The organism is Pseudolysinimonas sp. (assembly GCF_057350545.1).
In genome coordinates this window covers 16,701-37,779 of sequence record NZ_JBMRCP010000076.1, presented here as the reverse complement: position 1 = coordinate 37,779, position 21,079 = coordinate 16,701, and the positions used below count along the sequence as shown (strand labels likewise).

Annotated in this window: 15 protein-coding genes and 1 tRNA gene; 5 read left to right on the top strand and 11 right to left on the bottom strand. The window is 65.7% G+C overall.

Annotated features, from left to right (window positions below):
* Nucleotide 1: 1 nt before the first annotated feature.
* Genes ACO1X9_RS10800 through ACO1X9_RS10775 form a run of 6 tightly spaced genes read right to left on the bottom strand, consistent with a single transcriptional unit; the run spans nt 2 to nt 10,510 of the window.
* Entirely contained in the window at nt 2–1,171 is a 1,170-nt protein-coding gene (locus ACO1X9_RS10800) for a glycoside hydrolase family 1 protein (RefSeq protein ID WP_486350841.1), read from the bottom strand.
* Complete coding sequence (locus tag ACO1X9_RS10795) at nt 1,168–1,983, bottom strand: SDR family NAD(P)-dependent oxidoreductase (protein ID WP_486350840.1); 816 nt, start codon at nt 1,981–1,983, stop codon at nt 1,168–1,170. Before ACO1X9_RS10795 ends, ACO1X9_RS10800 begins: the two co-directional genes overlap by 4 nt.
* Nucleotides 1,980–4,208: a beta-glucosidase gene (locus ACO1X9_RS10790; RefSeq protein ID WP_486350839.1), complete on the bottom strand. Its 2,229-nt coding sequence runs from the start codon at nt 4,206–4,208 to the stop codon at nt 1,980–1,982. Before ACO1X9_RS10790 ends, ACO1X9_RS10795 begins: the two co-directional genes overlap by 4 nt.
* Nucleotides 4,162–6,693 (bottom strand): glycoside hydrolase family 2 TIM barrel-domain containing protein, encoded by a 2,532-nt coding sequence (locus ACO1X9_RS10785; protein ID WP_486350838.1) that lies wholly within the window; start codon nt 6,691–6,693, stop codon nt 4,162–4,164. The genes ACO1X9_RS10790 and ACO1X9_RS10785 overlap by 47 nt, the downstream gene beginning before the upstream one ends.
* Entirely contained in the window at nt 6,690–9,182 is a 2,493-nt protein-coding gene (locus ACO1X9_RS10780) for a glycoside hydrolase family 78 protein (RefSeq protein ID WP_486350837.1), read from the bottom strand. The genes ACO1X9_RS10785 and ACO1X9_RS10780 overlap by 4 nt, the downstream gene beginning before the upstream one ends.
* Nucleotides 9,179–10,510: an MFS transporter gene (locus ACO1X9_RS10775; protein WP_486350836.1), complete on the bottom strand. Its 1,332-nt coding sequence runs from the start codon at nt 10,508–10,510 to the stop codon at nt 9,179–9,181. The genes ACO1X9_RS10780 and ACO1X9_RS10775 overlap by 4 nt, the downstream gene beginning before the upstream one ends.
* A gap of 150 nt (nt 10,511–10,660) precedes the next feature.
* Here ACO1X9_RS10775 and ACO1X9_RS10770 point away from each other — a divergent pair, with 150 nt between their 5' ends.
* Nucleotides 10,661–12,418: a family 43 glycosylhydrolase gene (locus ACO1X9_RS10770; RefSeq protein WP_486350835.1), complete on the top strand. Its 1,758-nt coding sequence runs from the start codon at nt 10,661–10,663 to the stop codon at nt 12,416–12,418.
* Nucleotides 12,419–12,553: 135 nt separating this feature from the next.
* Here the strand turns inward: ACO1X9_RS10770 and ACO1X9_RS10765 are convergent, their stop codons facing one another.
* A complete protein-coding gene (locus tag ACO1X9_RS10765; protein WP_486350834.1) occupies nt 12,554–15,175 on the bottom strand; it encodes a beta-glucosidase in 2,622 nt (873 codons plus the stop codon).
* A gap of 125 nt (nt 15,176–15,300) precedes the next feature.
* Between ACO1X9_RS10765 and ACO1X9_RS10760 the strand changes: the two genes are divergently transcribed.
* The gene (locus ACO1X9_RS10760; protein WP_486350833.1) at nt 15,301–16,254 is read left to right on the top strand and encodes a LacI family DNA-binding transcriptional regulator; all 954 of its coding nucleotides are present in this window, start codon (nt 15,301–15,303) and stop codon (nt 16,252–16,254) included.
* 267 nt (nt 16,255–16,521) lie between these two features.
* Here ACO1X9_RS10760 and ACO1X9_RS10755 read toward each other — a convergent pair.
* Nucleotides 16,522–16,594, bottom strand: a tRNA-Ala gene (locus ACO1X9_RS10755).
* Nucleotides 16,595–16,632: 38 nt separating this feature from the next.
* Nucleotides 16,633–17,517 carry a hypothetical protein gene (locus tag ACO1X9_RS10750; RefSeq protein ID WP_486350832.1) on the bottom strand — a complete coding sequence of 295 codons (885 nt, stop codon included), beginning with the start codon at nt 17,515–17,517 and terminating at the stop codon, nt 16,633–16,635.
* Nucleotides 17,518–17,623: 106 nt separating this feature from the next.
* Between ACO1X9_RS10750 and ACO1X9_RS10745 the strand changes: the two genes are divergently transcribed.
* Complete coding sequence (locus ACO1X9_RS10745; protein WP_486350831.1) at nt 17,624–18,298, top strand: hypothetical protein; 675 nt, start codon at nt 17,624–17,626, stop codon at nt 18,296–18,298.
* Nucleotides 18,299–18,343: 45 nt separating this feature from the next.
* On the opposite strand, the gene ACO1X9_RS10740 is transcribed toward ACO1X9_RS10745, so the two are convergent.
* Nucleotides 18,344–18,991: a GNAT family N-acetyltransferase gene (locus ACO1X9_RS10740; protein WP_486350830.1), complete on the bottom strand. Its 648-nt coding sequence runs from the start codon at nt 18,989–18,991 to the stop codon at nt 18,344–18,346.
* Nucleotides 18,988–19,914, bottom strand: a complete 927-nt coding sequence (gene galU / locus ACO1X9_RS10735) for a UTP--glucose-1-phosphate uridylyltransferase GalU (RefSeq protein ID WP_486350829.1) — start codon at nt 19,912–19,914, stop codon at nt 18,988–18,990. Before galU ends, ACO1X9_RS10740 begins: the two co-directional genes overlap by 4 nt.
* Nucleotides 19,915–19,949: 35 nt before the next feature.
* Between galU and ACO1X9_RS10730 the strand changes: the two genes are divergently transcribed.
* Nucleotides 19,950–20,525, top strand: a complete 576-nt coding sequence (locus ACO1X9_RS10730; RefSeq protein ID WP_486350828.1) for a 5-formyltetrahydrofolate cyclo-ligase — start codon at nt 19,950–19,952, stop codon at nt 20,523–20,525.
* 46 nt (nt 20,526–20,571) lie between these two features.
* Entirely contained in the window at nt 20,572–21,000 is a 429-nt protein-coding gene (gene mscL, locus ACO1X9_RS10725; RefSeq protein WP_486350827.1) for a large conductance mechanosensitive channel protein MscL, read from the top strand.
* Nucleotides 21,001–21,079: the final 79 nt, after the last annotated feature.

Here is a 21,079-nt window from a genome sequence, read left to right as displayed (position 1 = left end):
GTCAGCGGGTGTGGCGACGTGCGAACTCGCCGAGCCACGCGAGGCTGGGCTTGGGATGACGCTCGAAGGTCTCTCGGTCGACGGCGATGAGCCCGAACGTCGGGCCCCAGTGTCCCCACTCGAAGTTGTCGAGGAGGCTCCAGTGGAGGTATCCACGGACATCCGCGCCGTCTTCGATCGCTTCCGCGAGGTCCGAAAGTGCGCGTTTTGTGTAGCTGATCCGCCGCGCATCGTCGGACGTCGCGATCCCGTTCTCCGTCACGAGGATCGGGGTGTCAGGAAGCACGTCACGCGTGTGGTTGACCGCAATGCCCAGTGCATCGGGGCGGTAGGCCCAGCCCATGAGCGTGTTGTCGTCTGCGGGCGGGTGCGGGACGATGCCGTCGGCGTCGACGGGTTGGCTCGTATACGACTGCACGCCCACGAAGTCGTCGCCCTTCGCCGCCTCGAGGTACTTGTCCTCGATCAACCACTGCACCTCGGCATGCTTGTCTTCATTGCCGGGCGTGAGCGTGAGGGCCTGGTTGGCAACACTCCACCCGACCTTCGCCTCCGTGCGAGCTCGCACGATCGGGACTGCCGCGCGGTGAGCCGCGATGAGGGCATCGCCGATCTGCTGATCCGGCAGCGCATTCATGGGATACGGCTTTCCTTCTGCCACTTGGCGCTGCCCACCGTGCGTTATGGCGAGCACGTTCGGCTCATTGATCGTGATGACCCATTCGACATCCATGAGAATCTGGCATGCCTGTCCCACGAAGCGGACGAAGTCGTCCACTGCGGTTGGAGACAGCCAGCCCCCGCGCGCTCCGAACCAAGCGGGGTGCGTGAAGTGATGAAGTGTGACGACGGGCGTCAGTCCGAGTGCTGTCGCCGTCTCGATCATCCGCCGATAGTGCGCGAGTTCTGCTCGTGAGAACTTGCCCGGCAACGGCTCGATGCGCGACCACTCAAGGCTGAAGCGATAGCTGTCGAGGCCGGCTGCGGCGAGAAGTCGCATGTCCTCGGCGTAACGGTGGTAGCTGTCGAGCGCGTCGCCGCTCGGCTCGAGCCCGTAGTCGGCGGCCACCTGCTCGAGCGCCCACCAGTCGTTGTTGAGATTGTTGCCTTCGATTTGGTGCGCCGCGGTGGCGGCGCCCCAGAGAAAGCCGGCAGGGAAAGTAGTCGTCATCGGGTGCTCCTCGACGGGGTGAAAGACATGACGGACTTCATCTGGGCCGCGACGAAACGGGTCGTCGCACCAGCTGCGACGCGAGCGAGTCGGCTCAGCAAATGCGCGTCAGCGCCGACGAGGATGCGGAAGCGGCCCCGCTCGATCCCGGTCACGATCTGACGACCGGCGTCGGCCGGCGTGGTCGCGCGAACCTTGCGCCCTCCCGCGGAAATCATCTCGACGCCGGAGTTGCCGGTGAGGTTCGTGCTGATGTTGCCCGGGAAGATCGTCGACACGTGGACGTTCGTGCCATGCAACTCCGCGTAGAGGCCTTCGCTGAACTGCTTGACTGCGCCCTTGCTCGCTCCATAGAAGGTCTGACCGGCGAAAGGAACGAGCGCGGAGAGGCTCGACATGTTGACCAGCACCGACGACGGTCGGTCCATCAGATAAGGCAGGAACGCCCGGCAGGTGTTTACCGTGCCCCAGAAGTTGACAGCGAGGACTCGCTCGGCCTCGACCGGCGTGAGCTCGGCGAAAGGCACGAATCGATGGATGATGCCCGCGATGTTCACCAGCCCGTCAACCTGACCGTGCGCGGCGACCACTTCGGACGGGAGAGCTCCGACGTCGTCGAGGCGAGTGACGTCGGTTGGATGCAGAGTAAGCGCTGAGCTCGCACCCGCCAGGCGGGCCGTCTCCTCGAGCCCGTCTCGGTTGAGATCGACTCCCGCGACCTTCGCACCCCGGCTCAAGAGCTGAAGCGCGACCTCGCGACCCATCCCGTTGCCGGCACCGGTCACCACGATGACTTTCTCTGCCAGATTCATGCTTCCGCCTTTCCACGAGTGATCGCCATGATGGGCTCGAGTGCCGCATCGGGAACGTCGAAGCCCGAGATCCGCACGAACTGCTGCATCGTCATCGAACGCACCATCGCCATCTGCTCCTCTGGTACCTGAGCAGTCGAGAACCCGAGAAGTTCTGCGGTAAGGGGCCCCGCCTTCGGGTGGTCGAGCCATGCGGCCATCGTGGAGTCGACGGTGAGTTCGACGTCGATGACGTCGCCCGCGAGTCTCACCACGTCCGACGCGAGGACGGTCTGTGCATCTGCGCACACTTCGATTCGGTAGTCGCCAGCCGCGACGACCCAATCGTTCGCTTCGATGTCCCAGTAGCTGAACGCGCGCCGATCGAGGGCGATCTCGAGCGTTCGGATTTCGCCGGGCTCCAGTCCCACCTTTGCGAACGCACGGAGTTCTCGAACCGGTCGACGTACCGGTCCGGCGTCAGCTCCGACGTAGATCTGAACGACGTGCTTCCCGGAACGTTCGCCCGAGTTTCGAACGGTGACTCGCGCGATCGCTGAGTCCTCACCGAGTAGATCGACCTCGAGTGACGTCGTCTCGAACGTCGTGTACGAGAGGCCGTGGCCGAATGGATACCGCACGGCCGAGGAGGCGGTAGAGAAGTGCCGGTAGCCGACGAAGACCCCCTCGCCATACCGCACGTGACCTTGTTCTCCCGGGAAGTTCAGCCACGACGGGTGGTCCTCGAGGCGTAGCGGAATCGTCTCGGCGAGATGTCCGGATGGGTTCGTGCGGCCGAACAGGATGTCAGCGATCGCGCGGCCTCCGCCTTGGCCCAGCACGAAGCCTTCTACGATGGCGTCGACCTCGTCGTGCCAACCTTCGAGTGATACGACTCCTCCGTTGGACAGGACGACCACGGTGCGCGGTGCGACCTCCGCGACCGCCCGGATCATGGCGATCTGATCGGCGGGCAGGTACAAGTCGGGCCTGTCGAAGCCCTCGGACTCCTTCTCTTCCGGAAGGCCGGCGAACACGACGGCGACGTCGGCCGATGCTGCGCTGTTGACTGCTGCGGCGTAGAGCGACTCGTCGGGGGTGCCGTCTAGCCGGGAACCCGGCTCGAAGACGACAAAACTGCCGAGCTCGGCGGCGGTTGCACGGATCTCGTCCACTGGTCGGTCGACGCGAGTGGCGTTGACGTGAGCGCTTCCTCCGCCCTGGAATCGCGGTTCCTGAGCAAACGCGCCGATAACGGCGATACGACTATCTGGCCCGAGCGGAAGGGTCGAGTCTTCATTGCGGAGCAGCACAACGCAATCCGCGGCGATGGAACGCGCGAGCTCGTGATGCGCTTCGAAGTCCACGTCGCCACTCCTACGGCCGACGGTGCCGCTGAGTTGACGGAGCCGGTCCAGAGCGACGTCGATTTCCTCTTCCGTCACCGAACCCGCGGCGATCGCGTCAGCGAGTCCGCTATCGCCGCCTGGGGGCGAGGGCATCTCGAGGTCCAGTCCAGCCCGTAGGGCGGCTGCTCGATCATTGACCGAGCTCCAGTCCGAGACCACGACGCCGTCAAACCCCCACTCTCCGCGAAGGATCTCCGTCATCAGGCGAGCGTTCGCCCAAGCGAACGTCCCGTTCACCCGGTTATAGGACGCCATCATCGTGGCCGGTCGAGCCTCTTTCACGACTCGTTCGAACGCAGGGAGATAGATCTCACGCAGGGTCCGCTCGTCCACATCCGCGCTGATCGTCTGGCGATTCGTCTCTTGGTTGTTCACGGCAAAATGCTTCAGCGAAACGCCGGGACCCTGATCCTGCAAGGCGCGAGTAAACGCACTAGCGAGCACGCCAGAGATCAACGGGTCCTCTGAGTAGTACTCGAAGTTGCGGCCACACAGAGGCGTGCGTTTGATGTTCACGCCGGGGCCGAGGACGATGTCGACGCCCAGCGCCGCCGCCTCACGTCCGATCGCGCTCCCCAAGAGAGCAGCCAACTCGGGGTCCCAACTCGAGCCGATCGCAACGCCCGGCGGGAAGCAGGTGGCTGGGTCGCTCTCGAACATCGCGAGGTGGTCGTGCGAGCCGGACTGGTGACGCAGCCCGTATGGCCCGTCGGCCAGACGCAGGGATCGTACGCCGAGCTCATGCAGCGCCGCCGTGTCCCAGAACGTCTCGCCGGACAGTGCGGCGGCCTTACGGCCTAGGGGCACGTCGGGTTCGCCCGTGTCTGATGTCGTCATCGAGATTCTCCTTCTGAGATGGGGTCGAGGGTCGTGTTTGATCGGATGGCAGGCCGAGCGATATGTCGACATAGGCCTCGCCGAGTGAGCGCGACCGCACTCGCAGTCGGAGGGCCCCTTCCTCCGTTCGTGCGCGGACGATCGCGAGCGCATGACCGCGGAATGTCGTGGCAAATGGCGCGAGAAAGGACTCCTCGGTCGACGGAGCCGCTGTTCCGACGGCGATCAGATCGGCCGGCCCATCGCAGTACACGTGAACTACCTCGTCAGCGAGCATCTCGCGCACGCCGTTCGATCCGACGATCTCGATGTTGACGAATGCGAGGTCGAATCCGTCGGCCTCCAGCCAGCCACGTTCCGCGGTCAGCCGGAGTCGGAGCTCGGAGTCGGCCGACTGCAACGTGGTGACCCCAGTCACCGAGCCGTCGCGGTATCCCACTGCGGCCAGCGTTCCAGCCTCGTAGAGAGGGCTGTACCTCGCGAGGAACCCCCTCGAGCTGCCGGTCTTGCGTCGACCAAGCGAGCGGCCATTGAGAAAGAGTTCTACTTCTTCGTCGGGAGAGTACACCTCAATCTCGGCTCGACGACCTCCAGAACCACGCCATGCCCAACTCTCCACCGCGTCGGTCGTACGCCATGCGGACCGCACATAGGGCTGACCGGATCGGTCGACTGGCCTCACGGCGATCGCCGGAGCGTCAAGCGTTCCCCATGCGGCCTGCGCCAGACGAAGCGAGACGTCGGGCTGACCCGTGAGATCGAACATTCCCGGACCCGCAATGACATAGGGGTACGGCTTTGAAAGCCCCGCGCGCTTTCCGGGCACCCAGACGGCAACTCCCGCTTCGCCGAGATACTCCCACCCCGCCCAGACAAAGTCTCCGATGACCGACGGGATGTCTTGGACTAGTCGCCACGCGCGCGCAACGTCGCCCGGAAGGGTCTCTGTGCCGAGAATGACGCGATCGGGGTACCGCCGTGCGTCGCCTCGGTATCGACCGAGCCCATAGTTGTAGCCCGCGACATCGACAGTTGCGAATGCGTCCCGCGACGCCCGATCGGCGCGCGGCAATCGAGACACGACGTGCATCATCTTGCCGATGTGGTTAACCATGACGTTCGCCTCAGTGCTGCCCGCGAGTGACTTCTCCGGCTCCGCGGCGTCGCTTGACGTGCGCTCGCCCGACTTGTAAGGCGAGGCGTTGAGTGAGACGAGGGTGTTCACGAAGAGGTTGACTGCGAGAGTTGCCGGGCGCGATGGGTCAAGCACGCGAACGTACTCAGCGATCTGCCGGCTCAAATCAACCCCGGCCGGCGTCGCTGTCTCTGGGATCTCGTTGCCAATCGCGTACATGATGACGCACGCGCGATTCCGGTCCTTCCGCACCAGCGAGCGAGCATCCTGTTGCCAGGTATCGCGAAAGCGGTCCGAGTGATCGAATGCCGTCTTGCGGACGAACCAGTAGTCGGCCAGCTCGTCCAGCACGTACATGCCGAGTTCGTCACACGCGTCGAGCAGCTCCCGCGAAATCGGATTGTGGGCACTCCGAATCGCGTTGAACCCCGCTTGCTTGAGTTTTTCCACGCGGCGAAACTCGGCCGCTCGATGCGTCGCCGCTCCGAGGATTCCGTTGTCATGGTGAATGCACGCCCCGCGAAGGAGCGTGTCTACGCCGTTGATTCGAAGACCAGTTGCATCCACTGCGACCGTGCGCAGTCCGACTCTCTCCCGATGCCTGTCCAGAGTCTTGCCTGCAGCAAGCACGGCAACGGTGAGGTCGTAGAGCGCTGGCGACTGCGCACTCCACAACTCCGGCTCAGCGACTTCGACGCGGACGATGCCGCTCTGGATCTGATCGGTGCCGCTGGCAACCAGGCGTCCGTTGCGTGCAAACTCAACCATCACCTCGTCAGGGGCGGTCGTACCGACAAGCCGATAGCGGACGTCGACTTCAGCGCGGCCTTCAACGAGGCGCGTCGTAACCTGAACTCCATCGCCATCGAGATGGGTGCTGGGCCGCAGGACGACATGGACCGGCCGATAAAGCCCAGAACCCGGATACCAGCGTTCGCTCGGCTGGCGAGAGTGATCGACGAGGATCCTGATGTCGTTCTCCGCGCCCCACCGCACCGCTTCGCCCACATCAACTTCTTGCTCGATATAGCCGCTGCGAACGGATCCCATCGCATGGTCGTTGAGGCGCACCTCAGCATCGCCTTGCACGCCTTCGAACATCAGCGCAGCGCTCCACCCTTCGAGTTGGGGCGCCGTCCAGCGAGTGCGGTACTCATACACCCCGCCCTCGAACCAGGCCGTATCCGCACCCCCCGAAGCATCGAGCCCGCGACGGGCGTTGAGCATTGCGTCGTGCGGCAGGTGGATCTGGGTCCATTGCTGCTCCTGCGAGTCAGCCGATCGAAAGTCCCACTCGACAAGCGGGTACAGCTGGGTGCCCGAGAGTCCGAGCGCATCAGGCGAGGTCATTCGGCGCGCGAATCCTGGCCGAGGGCACGGATGAGGGCAGCCTCAAGCTCCGGCGAAGGTCCAGGCACGACACTGAGAAGCATGGTCAAGGTCATCACCGCGGCCTCGGGAGCGGTGCCGTCGATCGGGATTCCTGGCAGGTGCTCATTCAAGACCTGCGTGACGCTGTACCACGCTGCCGGGTCGGCGACGATCTCACTGAGCGGAGTGTCCATCGTGTGGAGTGCGCGGACTCCGTAGCCATGCGGCACCCGATAGTTCCAGGCGTGTCGGCCTCCTCCGACTTCGACGACGGCACCGTCCGGATGTAGCGGTAGCACAACGTCTGCGGTGGCTCCCTCGGGCACGACCGCCTCGAGCTCGATCTCCCCGCCCTCGATCCGCCAACTGACTTCGGTATGGCCGAGCGGCGTCAGATGCGCGACTTTCGCGTGTGTTAGACCGCCACCAGGTTGCGGCGCGATCCGGAAGCGTCTCCACCCCGGCTCCAGTCGTTCCAGCCCACCGACGACTCGGTGGAGCCAGTCCGCGATCGAGCCGAGGGCGTAATGGTTCAGCGAGGTCATACCGGTCGAATTGAGACTCCCGTCGGGTCGAACGGAGTCCCACCGTTCCCAGATAGACGTGGCCCCCATGATGACGGGATAGAGGAAGGAGGGGCACTCTCGCTGCATGAGCATGAGGTAGGCCTCGTCAAGGTGCCCGGTACGGCTCAGTGCAGCCGCGACGTGCGGCGTGCCTGCGAACCCGGTCGAGATTCGGTACCCGGCCGCGGCGACGAGCTCGGCGAGGCGCTCGCCTGCCCGGCGAACTTCATCGCCTTCGAGGAGTTCGAAGTTCAGCGCGAGGGCATACGCAGTCGACGACTCGCCGACCATTCGACCCGACGGTGCTACGTACTCATGACGAAACGCGGCAAGAACACGATCAGCCAGCGCCCGGAATCTCGAGGCGTCTTCGTCCCGCTCGAGCACCAATGCTGCGGCGGTCATCTCCCGAGTCACTTTGCAGAAGTACGCCGACGCGACAAGGTGCTTGTCGGTCTTCCCGCCTGATGCGTTGTCTGCTGGCGCATCTGGATCGAGCCAGTCACCGAACTGAAACCCTGTGCTCCAGAGCCCTCCCTCGTCGAGCAGGCCCTCGACCTGCCGCACGAAAGAACTCATCGATTCGTAGCTCCGTGCCAGGATGTCTCGTTCGCCGTACTCTTGATAAAGGACCCAGGGAAGACTCACAGCGACATCGCTCCAGAGCGCGGTCGCAGCCGACGGGTGAGAGAGTACGTCGGGGACGACCCACGGCACATAGCCCTTCTCGCCGTGCTCGGCGGCGAGGTCCATCAGCCAGGAACCGAGCACGTCGCGAACGTCGTAAAGGAAGACGGCGGTAGGGGCGAAAGCGTTCAGATCCCCCGTCCAGCCCAGGCGCTCATCGCGCTGCGGGCAGTCCGTCGGAAGCCCGACGAAGTTGCCACGCATCGACCAGACGACGTTCTGATGGAAGCGGTTGATGAGCTCGTCCGAGCTTTCGAACCAGCCCGTTCGCTCCATGTCACTATGAACGACGACGGCACGCAAAGCGTCGGCGTCGATCTGCCCCGGCCATCCTTCGACGTCGACGTACCGGAAGCCGTGGAATGTGAAGCGCGGCTCCCAGGTCTCAAGGCCGTTTCCCGCCAGCGTGTAACGGTCAGTTGCCTGTGCGGTGCGGTTCGGCTCGTAGTCGGGCTCCCCGTCGGGACCGACGAACTCGGTATGCCGCAGCACGATGCTCGTGCCAGCTTCGCCGGTGACAGTCAGGCGCACCCAGCCAGAGATGTTCTGCCCGAAGTCGACGACGGTACGCCCGTTGGGGCTCGTCATGACGGCCACCGGCGCGAGCTCTTCGATCCGGCGAATTGGTGGAGCAACCGGGGCAACCAGCGATGCGAGGTCCCACTCGAAGAGTTGGGCTCGATGCCAAGTGCTGTCGTCGAATCCCGGCTCGCTCCAACCGCGGGGCTCGAGGCGTGCGTCGAACTCCTCACCTTCGTAGATCCCGCTCGACCGCAAGCCCCCGGTACCGTACGAGAAGTCAGACCCCGAACCGACGATCTCAGTGCGGTCCGCATATTCCAGTACGAGTTGGAGGAACACTGCCGGTCGGTCGCTGTAATGCCCGCGACGGTTCTCGTATCCGAGCCGCCCGACCGCCCATCCGTCGCCTACTACAGCGCCGAGGACGTTCGCCCCAACCGCAAGCAAGTCCGTAACGTCGTGCGCACTCACAGAGAGGCGGTGACGATACGACGTCCATCCAGGGGCAAGCACCTCGTCGCCGACCACTTGGCCGTTGAGGTGCGCTTGGACTACGCCAAGCGCTGTGACGTGCAGGGTCGCTCGCTGAAGTGCCTGGTCGAGGGTGAACTCACGCCGGAAATAGAGCACAGGATCTCCGGGCTCAGACGGCGACGCACCACTGATGAACTCCGCGCGCCAATGCTCGGTCATCGAGCTCCCCGGACTCGGGCGGCGGTGATAGCCGCGCCGAGGGCGAGCGCGCCGCCCGCGATGAAGAGCACCATGTAGTTCGCGCCGGTGCTCCCAATCAAGAGAAGCGCAGGGGCCAAAGCCGGACCGACGGCGTTCGAGAGCGAGCCCGAAAGGTGGTAAATCGACATCCACTTCCCGCTCTCCGCCTTGTCGGGGAGCACGTCGGCCGCGAACGCCAGGTCCACCGAGTTGAACGCTCCGGTACCCGCGGCAAGCAAGGTTCCGCCGATCACGTAGGTCAGGAAGTCGGGCGCGATCGCCGCAACGACCATGCCTGCGGCAATCATGCCGGCGGCGATATAGATGAAGGGCTTACGCCGACGGAGCCGGTCGGAGATGAATCCGCCGCCGATCGTAAACCCGATCGTGGCGAGAAGCGCCACGCCGCCCGCGGCGGCGAGCTGGCGGCCGGCCTCCTCCGGCGTGTAGCCGAGGCGATCGAGCAGGAAGTACAGCTGGTAAGTCGTGAAGAACGCCGTACCGACCTGCAGACAGAACTTCCCGATCCACACCCACGCGAAGTCGCGATGCTTGCGGGGGTCGAAGATCAGCGATCGCAGAGCGCCGAGAGCCGAGCGCGACGCCACCGCGGCCGGCGCCGGCGCGTCAGGGATCACCAGCAACCAGAGGACGACCCCGACCGCGAATACGCCCACCGGGACAAGGAACAGGAGCAGAAGATTGCTGGTGAGGAAGCTCCCGACGAGGGTCGCGAAGACCCCGGCGATCGATGCTGCCACGCCTCCGATCGCGCCCAGCCGTCCGCGTTGCGACGGCGGCACTCGCTCGGGCAGCGTGGGGTTGACGGCGGCACTGATCGTGCTCGTCGCGACTTGGGCGACGATCCACCCCAGGAGCACGATAACGATGTTGGGAGCGAGCGCGATCACGGTCGCACTCACACCCGCGAGAATCAGGCCGAGCAGCAGATACGGGCGGCGACGACCCCACGCGAGTCGCGTGCCGTCGCTGAAGACTCCGATCACGGGGCCAAAGACCGCGCTCGCAAGCGCCCCTACTCCGATAATGAGGCCGAGGTTCGCCTCCTTGCTCGCGGGGTCGAGCAGCTGGACCTTGTAGGCGACGCTGAACAACGCGGGCATGAAGAGGACCAGGTAGAAGCCGAAGTAGGTGAAGCCGTATACGGCGGTGAACCCCGCGCCGACTCGCGGGATGAGGCGTTCCTCGGCCTCATTGCCCGTGACTTCGTCTGCGGCTACGGCCTGCGCAGTCTCGTCGATGGGACTATTGGCGGGGGGCGTGTTGATCGCATCGTCGCGTGTCATCAGAAACCTTTCATCGGCCCATCGTCGGGCCCTCCAGCGACCGCGACATCTGCGTCCTCGGTCCTCGTGCGGCCAGCGTAGAGAGCCCATTGTCACGTGTCAACTCCCGGTAGAGTTGTATTGTCACGTGGCACTAACCAGGAGGCCGTCATGAGTGTCATCTGCAATCCGCTCGACCTCCCCTACCGCTACCAGGACTTCGGGAGGGGTCCGTTTCGAGCCGTCTATCGAGAATCGGCCGACCCGTCGATCGTCCACTTCGGCGATCGCTACTACCTCTTCGCGTCGATGAGTGGAGGGTTCTTCCACTCCCTCGACCTGACCTCCTGGACGTTCGAACGTGCGCCGTGGCTCGCCGTGGGCGACTACGCACCTGATGCGCGCGTCGTGGACGACCACCTCGTCGTCACAGCCTCCCGTCGACGCGAGACGTCGCCATTCTTCAGCTCGCCTGAGCCGCTGCGGGTTCCGTTCCGAGCCGTGGCGCAAAGCGCCTTTCCTCACTACGACCCAAACCTGTTCCAGGATGACGACGGTCGAAAGTATCTCTACTGGGGCTGCTCGAACGACGAGCCTTTGCGCGGCATCGAGGTCGATGATCGACTGCAACCGATCGGAGACGCCGTTGATCTGATCGGCGGCCAGCCGCAACAGCGAGGTTGGGAACGCCCCGGAGAGTCGAACGTCTCGGTGCCACCGCGAACACTGCTTGAGAAGCTGAGCGCACGTATCTTCGGCACGCACGGCACCGAGCCGTACATCGAAGGTGCATGGCTCACGAAACACCGAGACCAGTACTACCTGCAGTACGCCGGTCCGGGCACGGAGTACAACGTCTACGCCGACGGCTACGCGACCGCCGCCACTCCCCTCGGACCTTTCGAGTACTCGCCTCACAGCCCCTTCTCATCGAAGCCCGGCGGCTTCTTGACGGGCGCTGGGCACGGGAGCACGTTCCAAGACCGGTTTGGAAACTGGTGGCACGCGGCCACCATGCGCATCTCGGTGAACCACCACTTCGAACGCCGCATCGGTCTCTTCCCTGCGGGATTCGACGACGACGGAGTTCTCTTCTGCAATCAGAACTTTGGCGACTACCCCATGACCATTCCGACCGGGCCGGCTGATCCGTGGACTGAGATCTCGACAGGCTGGATGCTGCAGTCGTTCCGTGCCGAGACGCACGCGACGTCGAGCGCGAACGGACACGGCGCGGAGCTCGCCGTAAACGAGGACGTCAGAAGCTGGTGGGCCGCTGGAACCGACAGCCCCGGGGAGGCGCTCACGGTAGACCTGGAAACGTCTCGCGAAGTGCACGCGATCCAGGTCAACCTCGCCGATCACGATACGACCGCACACAAACCGCGTCGAGCGCTTCGTGACCCTGCCGCCTCGAAAGAGGCGTTCCGGACCGTCGCTGTCGAAGACATCCCGACCCGGTATCGGCTCGACGTCTCGCTCGATGGGACGCGGTGGGAGACAGTCCACGATGGGAGCAAGGACGACTCGGATTCCACGCACCGCCTCGTTCGCCTCGAGGCTCCCACGCACCTCCGTTTCGTGCGTGTGACGGGCGTAAGTACTCCGTGGGGGTCGACCTTCGCGATCAGCGGCCTGCGCGTGTTCGGATACGATCAACGGCGTCCTCCGGCGGCTGCTCAGCCGACCGCCGCTCGCCTCGAGGCGCGAACAGCTCGCATCTCGTGGCCTGCGGCCCCTGGTGCGGAGGGGTACAACGTTCGCTACGGTCTTCGCCCTGACCGCCTCTACCATTCGTGGCAGGTGTGGGCTGCCGAGGAGCTCGTTCTCCCGAGCCTCACGGTCGGCCAGGACTACTGGGTGGCGGTGGACTCCTACAACGCGGGCGGTGTGACACACGGCGAGGCACATCGAGTTGGCGAGCTGTAGCTCGAGCACGGCAGCGCAGAACGCCCAATCTCGCCTTGGTTAACCAGACCAACGCCGGCAGCGGCCGAGTTGGGGGCCAAGAGCACTCGCGATCTCGGCTCTTGGCCCGAGGCCGGGAGCGTCAGTCCCGCGACCTCACGACTCCGCAGCGGCCGCCGCGGCCAGGAGTTGATCCGGAAGGTTGCTCGGTAGCGCTCCTTGGCTGTACATAACGAGCTGACGGACAGTGAGTCCGTGGGCCGCCACAAGCTGTTCTTCGTCCACCCCCTCCAAAGCTCCCATAAGAAGCGCACGTCCCGTCGAGTGATCGAGCCAGTCGCCGATTGTGCTCTCATCCGTCAGGACTCGCTCCTTGAAGGCCGGGGCTGCGTCTCCGGACGAAGGGACCTCTGGCGAGAACGCCTCTCCCCCCATAGTCACAGCGCTCTTCAGACGACGCCTAGTTCCGGTCCTGTGGGGCGCACCGGTCAAGAGAATCTCACTTCGCAGCGGCGTCACCGACGACGAGGGACCAACGAAGAGTTTGATGACGCCCGGTTCGACGACCCAGCCGTCTCGCGGGTCCCAGAGTGCGAGCATGTCTGCCGGGACTGCGAAGACGATTCGCTTCTCCTCTCCTGGCTGGAGTTGGATGCGCGAAAACGCAACAAGCACACGGTTGCGACGGGCGGTTCGTCCGACGACGTCACGTGCATACACCTGGACGACCTCATCCGCACGGCGATCTCCGGTGTTTGAGATTGTGACGGCGAGCCTGATCGTGCCATCCGTGGCTACCGAGTCGCTCTCCCGTTCAAGGTCGAGGTACTCAACGGTCGAGTATCCGAGACCATGGCCGAAGGGGAAGACAGCTCGCACGGAGCCGTCGACGTAGCCTTCCTGCTGCAACGACCGCCAATACGGCACGGGGGCGGCGCCTACCGACTCGAGGAAGGCGATTGGCAGTCGCCCGCCCGGATCGACATCACCGAACAGGACCGAGGCGAGCGCGTTGCCGGCTTCCTCGCCGCCGAACCACGCGGTCAGGAGGGTGGTGGCTTTGTCAGCGAGCCACCCGAGCACGAACGGTCGTGCGTGACTGAGCACAACGACGGTCGGCGTTCCGGTGGCGAGAACAGCCTCGACGAGTTCTCGTTGCAAGCCGGGCAGTTCGCAGGTAGCGCTGTCGAGTCCCTCGCCAACCGTCCCAAACCCATTGATGCCAGCTTGGTCGCCGACGACGAGCACCGCGAGATCCGCGCCAGCTGCCAGAGATACGGCGGCAGCGATGCCGGAGCTGTCCTCGGTCGCGATGCCACAGCCGCGCTCAAACTCCACCGACGAGCCCTCGGGCGCTCGATTGCGAATGCCCTCGAGGAACGTGACGACAGGCACCGTCTCGACCAGCAGGGTCGCGTCGTCCGGACCCATTCGACCTGCGAGCTCGGCCACTTCCGACGCTCTGGATTGGGGATCGGCGGCGAGGGCGAAACGCGTCGTCATGCTGTCGAGCACTTGATAGCTGTAGTGGCCGAGCTGTCCAAGCGGTCGGTCGGCGTTCGGTCCAATCACAGCGATTCGCCGCGGCGCGTCCGACAGCGGGAGCAGCGGAGCCCCGCCCACCGAGTCGTTCTTCAACAGAACGATGGAGCGCTCCGCCACAGTTCGGGCAAGGGCACGAGCCTCATCGCTGTCGAGGACCTCCGGGACGGCGGCCGCGTCCGCATACGGGCGCTCGAACAGACCGAGTCGAATCTTCATGCGCAGAATATTCGCCACCGCGCGATCTAGGTCCGCCTCGTCAAGGAGTCCCGCTCGAACGGCCTCGATGATTCGCGACGTCGAGACTCTGTTGTCCAGGTCGAGGTCGACGCCGGCCCGGATCGCCAGCGCGTGAGCTTCTTCAGCCGAGGACACCACCCCGTGCTTCGACTGGAGCTGTCCGATCGCCGCGAGATCCGAGATGACGAAACCGTCGAATCCATACTCACCGCGGAGCAAGTCCGTCAGAAGCGCTGCAGAGCCCGTCACCGGCCCTCCATCGACGTCGTTGTACGACGGCATGACGCCACGCGCTCCATCGGCGATCGCCATTTCGAACGCCACACCGTGAAGCTCGCGTAGTGTGCGCTCGCCGATGTTCGCGGGTTCGGTGTTTCGACCGCCGTCGCTAGCGCTATACCCGACGAAGTGCTTCAGGGTCGCCGCCAACGGAACGTCGGCCCGCGCCTCCTGAAGGCCGCGCACGAAAGCGGAAGCGATGGTGCCGACGAGGTACGGGTCCTCACCGTAGGTCTCGCCGACTCTTCCCCATCGCGGGTCTTGCGCGACATCCGCGAGCGGCGATAGCGCGACGCGAGCACCGAGGTGTGCCATTTGCGAGCCGATCTCAACCGCCATGGCCTCGATCAGGTTCGGATCCCACGTTGCCGCCTGGGCGATTGCATCCGGGAAAGTCGTTGCACCTCGAACCTTGAAGCCGAGGAGCGCTTCTTCGGCCAAGAGGATCGGAATCCCGAGACGAGTCTCTTCGACGTGCTTTCGCTGGAGCTCGTTGACGCGCTCGACCGCCTCCCGCGGAGGCAGGCCGAGAGAAGAGATGGCGGCCGTTGCACTGCCCCAGCCCGTCGACGGAGGCGTATGTGTGTCGACAGCGGTGCCGAAGGGGGACGCCGTCTGAGCCGCCTTCTCTTCCAGCGTCATCCGGGCCAACAGATCGAGGACCCTCTGACCAACGGGCAGCGAGGCGTCCAGGTATGCGCGATAGTTGTCGTCCACTACAGCCTCCATGGGTGGGAACTACCGCAGCCAACCACGCCTGTTGTCACGTGTCAATTCCTGGCGTTACACCATCTAGAATTCAGGAATGGCACCGAGCGCGAAACGCGACGAAAGGCGACCTCATGCCTAGCAGCACCGACGTCGCGGTCGCCGCCGGAGTCTCCCGATCGACGGTTAGCCAGATCCTCAACGGACACGGACACCGGTTCACGCCAGAGATCGTCTTGCGCGTGCAACAGACCGCACAAAGCCTTGGCTATCGTCCGTCTGTTGCGGGGCGAACCCTCGTGCGCGGAACGAGCGACATCGTCATCACCCTCATCCCGAACATAACCTTCGGCCCGAAGCTCCGCGAACTTATCGACAAGATCACCGCGGAGCTAGCCGACGCCGGCCTAACGAACCTGCTTCGGCTCGCTTCCACGCGGGATGACTTGGAGGATGCGATTCTCGGACTTCGCCCACGGGGCCTTTGGAGCGTTGCGCCGATTCCCGCTGACCAGCGGAAGCGCCTCGAAGATCAGGGGGTCGTCGTCGTAGAGCAATCGCAAGACCTCCAGATCGCGATCGACCAGGAAATTGGAGCACTCCAGGCCTCTCATTTGGCGGCGCGGGGCTTCGCTGGCGTGGCTGTTGCCATGCCGGTCGATCTTCGCGAACAGCCATTCGCACTCGCCCGCGAAGAGGGAGCGCGGGCATGGTGCGCGGCTAACGGTGTCGACTTCTTCAAGACTCTGCACATTGCGCTAACAGCTGAAGGCGTGCTGGGTGCTACGGCCGCGCTTCCGCCGGAGAGAGCGGGCGTTGCCGCATACAACGACGAAGTTGCCCTCGCCGTCTTGAGCGCATCAAGGCTCGCAGGTCGCCTGGTGCCGATGCAGCTCGGGGTCATTGGCGTCGATGAGTCCACGACCGCTCGGATCACAATCCCGACGCTGAGCACCGTCACTCTGGACATCGAGTACAGCGCGCATGAGATCGTCCACGGACTACTCGAGGGGGCGAGCTCCATGCCGTCTGATCCCCTGCCTGAGGTCACAAAGCACCTACGAGTTGTCCAGGGCGACAGCAGCTGATGGAGTGCGCGGCCGCAGCCTGACTCGGCGAGCGAGTCGCGCCTCGCGTCGAGCATGTCGACCTCGCGCGCCGCACCAGACGGTATCGCTCGTGCTCGACGGGTTCGCCGGCCGAGTGCCTCGACGTCCAGTCGCCACCGACACCATCGACCCAAGCCGCAACTACTGGCCCAACCAGATGAGAGCCCCCGGCCGATGGCCGGAGGCTCTCAATCAGTGACACATCTCGCGACTCATCAGAGACATATATCTCGACTCATCACAGGGTGGACCCTAGGGGATTTGAACCCCTGACCTCCTCGATGCGAACGAGGCGCGCTACCAACTGCGCCAAGGGCCCGGACGAGGATCAACCTTACCAGGCGTTCGAGCCTGCGATCAGCCAGCCGAACGGCGCCGGCGCAGCACCTCGTCGAGGTCGGTCGACACCGTGGCATCGGGTCCGAGTACGCCCATCCCGGCGTACTTCGACGGGGTTCGGGAAGCAACGCGCAGCGGGGCGACTTCGGGCGAGTCCTGCGCGGCCCGCAGCGCCTCCTCCGATGCGGCGGCGGCGGCGCGCAACGACGCGGCGAGGTCGGGCCGCGTCGCGGGAGACTCCGGCGCCGGGTGCGACAGGTAGAGCGGGCGTGGCGTCTCGACGGGGGTCCACGGTGCCCGGCGCGTGCGCGGCGCCTCGTACTCCTGCACCTGCACGGCGTTGCGGGCTCGGGCCGGGGCGGACACCCGCGGCATCGCGAGAGCATCCAGACGACGCTGCACCGCGATCGCCGAACCGCCGGCCGCGATCCCCGCGACGAGCACGAAGAAGCCGCCGAGCGACATCCCGGTGGTCGCGATCATCCACACCTGGATGCCGAGCACCAGGGTCGCGGCGACGAGCAGCAGCGAGGCGCCCAGGCGGGTGCGGCGCATGCGGCGGCGGCGCAGCACGTCCGGGTCGAGAGCAGGTCGGGGAGCGGAGGCCGGCGTCGCCCGGCGCACCGTCGCCACCTGGCGGGCCGCCATCGCGTCGGCGCGACGCTGCTCCGCGCGCAGCAGTCGCTCCTGCCTGGCCGCCTCCCGGAGCGTCGCCGCGACGCGCACCTCCGACGGCACCTCCGCTGTCTCCGCCATCACGCGGATCGTCTGCTGCAGCCGCGTCGCGGTGCGCTCCGTCGCGAGGTACTCGCGGCGGCGCAGCCAGGTCGGCACGAAGTAGAGGAACCACAGCGCGGCCGCGATGGCGAGCATGATCGCCGTACCCGCACCCGTGCCATCCATGACGTGAGAGTACGGTCGGCGCGCCCTCGCACTGGGGTGCCGCGCCGGGGCTCAGCGAGCGCTAATCTGAACCGCCCATACCCGCACCATCACCCGAGGCCCCATCATGACCGCACCCGCCGACGCGAAGCCGTCGACCCGCATTCCCTTCTTCTCCGACCTCCAGCTCGTCATCGTCATCCTGCTCGGCATCGTGTCCGTCGCGACCGCGTACGCGTCGTTCGAAGCCGCCCTCTACGGCGGCCAGCAGGCCTCCGCCTACTCCAAGGGCGGTGCCGCCCAGACCGAGGCGGAGTCGCTCTACCTCGAAGGCAACCAGCAGTACGTGCAGGACTCGCAGACGATCCAGCAGCTCGCCATCCTGCGCGTGGCCGCCGACGCCGGCGACCCCGTCGCCGAAGCCCAGTGGGAGGAGCTGAACTTCGTCGGCGTCTCCGACGACCTCGCCGCCGCGATCGACGCCGCCGCCGCGCTCGACGAATCGGAGCCCGAGTTCTGGCACGACCCGCAGGCCGACGAGGATTACCAGGCCGCGCTGTTCGGCGAGTACGGCGAACTCGACGCGAAGGCCGAGGCGCTCCTCGACGAAGGCGACGAGGCCAACCTGCTCGGCGACAAGCTGACGCTCAACACCGTGCTCATGGCGCTGTCCCTGTTCCTCCTCGGCATCGCCGCCGTGCTCAACAACCGGCGGGCGCAGTGGATCCTCATCGCCGTCGGCGGAGGCATCTTCGTCCTCGCCCTCGTGCTCACGCTCATGGTGCCGTTCGTCTGGCTGTAGGTCTCGACACGCCGCTTCGCGGCTACTCGACCACCGATATCCCGACTAGCTCAGGCGGAGGGGACGCTCGGCCGCAGTGCGGTCGGCGGCGGGGACGGAGCCGACGCCGGCGGGGACGCGACCGTCTTTCCAGCGCCGCAGCACGCCCTCGGGGATCTCCTCGACGGTGAGGGCGAAGCAGAAGTGGTCGCGCCAGTCGCCGTTGATGTGGATGAAGCGACGCCGCAGTCCCTCGTAGCGGAAGCCGAGCTTCTCGACGACCCGCAGCGACGGCGCGTTCTCGGGACGGATGCAGATCTCCATGCGGTGCAGGCCCAGGCCGAAGAAGACGTGGTCGGTGGCGAGAGCCACGGCGGTGGGGGTGACGTCGCGACCGGCGAACCGCTCAGCGACCCAGTACCCGATGGAGGCCGACGAGAGCGAACCGTACGTCATCCCCGACACGTTGAGCTGTCCGGCGAGCTCGCCGTCGTACTCGATGAGGAACGGAACGCCGTGGCCGGAACGGGCGTGGGCGAGAAGCGAGCGGATGCTGGCGCGCGCGTCGAAGCCGACCGGGCCACCGGGGTTGGTGGCTTCCCACTTGCGCAGCCACGAGCGGTTCTCGAGGAGTTCGCGTTCGAGAGCACGAGCGTCGCGGATGCGGATCGGGCGGATCGCGATCGAGCCCTCGCGCAGAACCGGGATGGTCACTCCGGAGAGTCTGCCACTCCCCCGTCGTCGTCCCGCAATCCGGACGCGAACGGCTTGAGCCACGCGCGGAAGTCGGGGCCGAGATCATCCCGGTCGCTCGCGAGTTGCACGATCGCCTTCAGGTAGTCGAGCCGGTCGCCGGTGTCGTAGCGACGCCCGCGGAAGACGACGCCATGCACGCCGCCCGCCCACTCCGGACCGGTGGCGAGCTCCTGCAGCGCGTCGGTCAGCTGGATCTCGCCGCCCTTGCCCGGATCGGTCGTCTCGAGGATGTCGAAGATCTCCGGACGCAGCACGTAGCGCCCGATGATGGCGAGATTCGACGGCGCCGTGCCCTGCTCCGGCTTCTCGACGAGGCCGGTGATGCGCACGACATCCTCTTCGTCGGTCTCCTCGACCGTGGCGATGCCGTACAGGTGCGTCTGCGACGGGTCGACCTCGAGCAGCGCGACCACCGTCGTGTTGCGCGCCGCCTGCACGTCGAGCATGCGCGTGAGCAGCACGTCGCGCGCGTCGATGATGTCGTCGCCGAGCAGCACCGCGAACGGCTCGTCGCCGACGTGCATGCGCGCGCGTAGCACCGCGTGGCCGAGACCGCGCGGATCGCCCTGACGCACGTAGTGCACGTCGGCGAGGTCGGTGGAGTGCCGCACCTTCTCGAGCTTCTCGAGGTCGCCCTTGCGAGTGAGGATCTGCTCGAGCTCGCCGACCTTGTCGAAGTGGTTCTCGAGAGCCTGCTTGTTGCGACCCGTCACCATGAGCACGTCGTGCAGGCCGGCGGCGACGGCCTCCTCGACGACGTACTGGATGGCCGGCATGTCGACGACCGGCAGCATCTCTTTCGGCATGGCCTTGGTCGCGGGGAGGAAGCGTGTTCCCAGTCCCGCCGCCGGGATGACCGCTTTGGTGATGGGGGAGGGCATGGGGTCCAGCGTAACCGGGCCCTAAGCTCGGTCGCGTGCCGGATGTCGAGAGCGAGAAGCGCGCGCTGCGTGCCGAGCTGCGCGAGCGTCGCCGCATCCGCACCAGCACGCAGCGCGAACAGGACGCCGCCTCGCTCACACGGCGGCTCAGCGAGTTGACGATCCAGCTGGGGGCGCGATCGATCGCCGCCTACCTCTCGCTGCCCGAAGAGCCGGGCACACGGCCCTTCCTCCGGTGGACGTTCGAGCAGGGCATCGAGGTGCTGCTGCCGATCTCACGCGAAGACGGCCTGCTCGACTGGGCGCCCTACGACGGCGAAGAGGAAGACGAGGACGTGCTCGGGTTGCCGACGCCGACCTCCGAACTGCGCGGCCCGATCGCGATCAACGACGTCGACCTCATCCTCGTGCCGGCCGCAGCGGTCGACCGCACGGGCATGCGGATGGGCTGGGGACGCGGGTACTTCGACAAGACCCTCGGCTCGATGGAGAAGTGCCCTCCCGTTTATGCTGTGATCTTCGACGACGAGCTCGTCGACGCGGTGCCGCAGGAGCGCCACGACCAGCCCGTGAACGGCGTCGTGACGCCCGGGGGCGTCGTCACCTTCTGAGAGATGTGCCGGGGCTGACAGACATGCCGGGGGTTGGGGAGTAACCGTGTTCAAGGGTTTCAAGGAGTTCATCCTTCGCGGCAACGTCATCGACCTCGCGGTCGCCGTCGTCATCGGCGCGGCCTTCACGGGGATCGTCACCGGGCTCGTCGAAGGCGTGTTCAACCCCGTCATCGCCCTGATCTTCAATGCCGACGACCTCAACTCGGCAGGCATCACGCTGCGCGAGCCCAGCTCCCCCGACGCCGGTGACGGCATCGTGCTCGCCTGGGGCCGCGTGATCTCCGCGCTCATCCAGTTCCTGCTCGTCGCGACCGTCGTCTACTTCGCGCTCATCGTGCCGATGAACTACCTGCGCAAGAACCCGTTCGGGCGCAAGAAGAAGGACGAGCCCGTCGTCGAGGCCGAGAAGGTGCCCACCGAGCAGGAGCTGCTCACCGAGATCCGCGACCTGCTCCGCGCCCAGCAGAAGTAGCGACTCGGTGGTCGAGTAGGCCGCGCAGCGGCCGTGTCGAGACCTCCGCATGTGGTCTCGACACGCGCCTGCGGCGCTA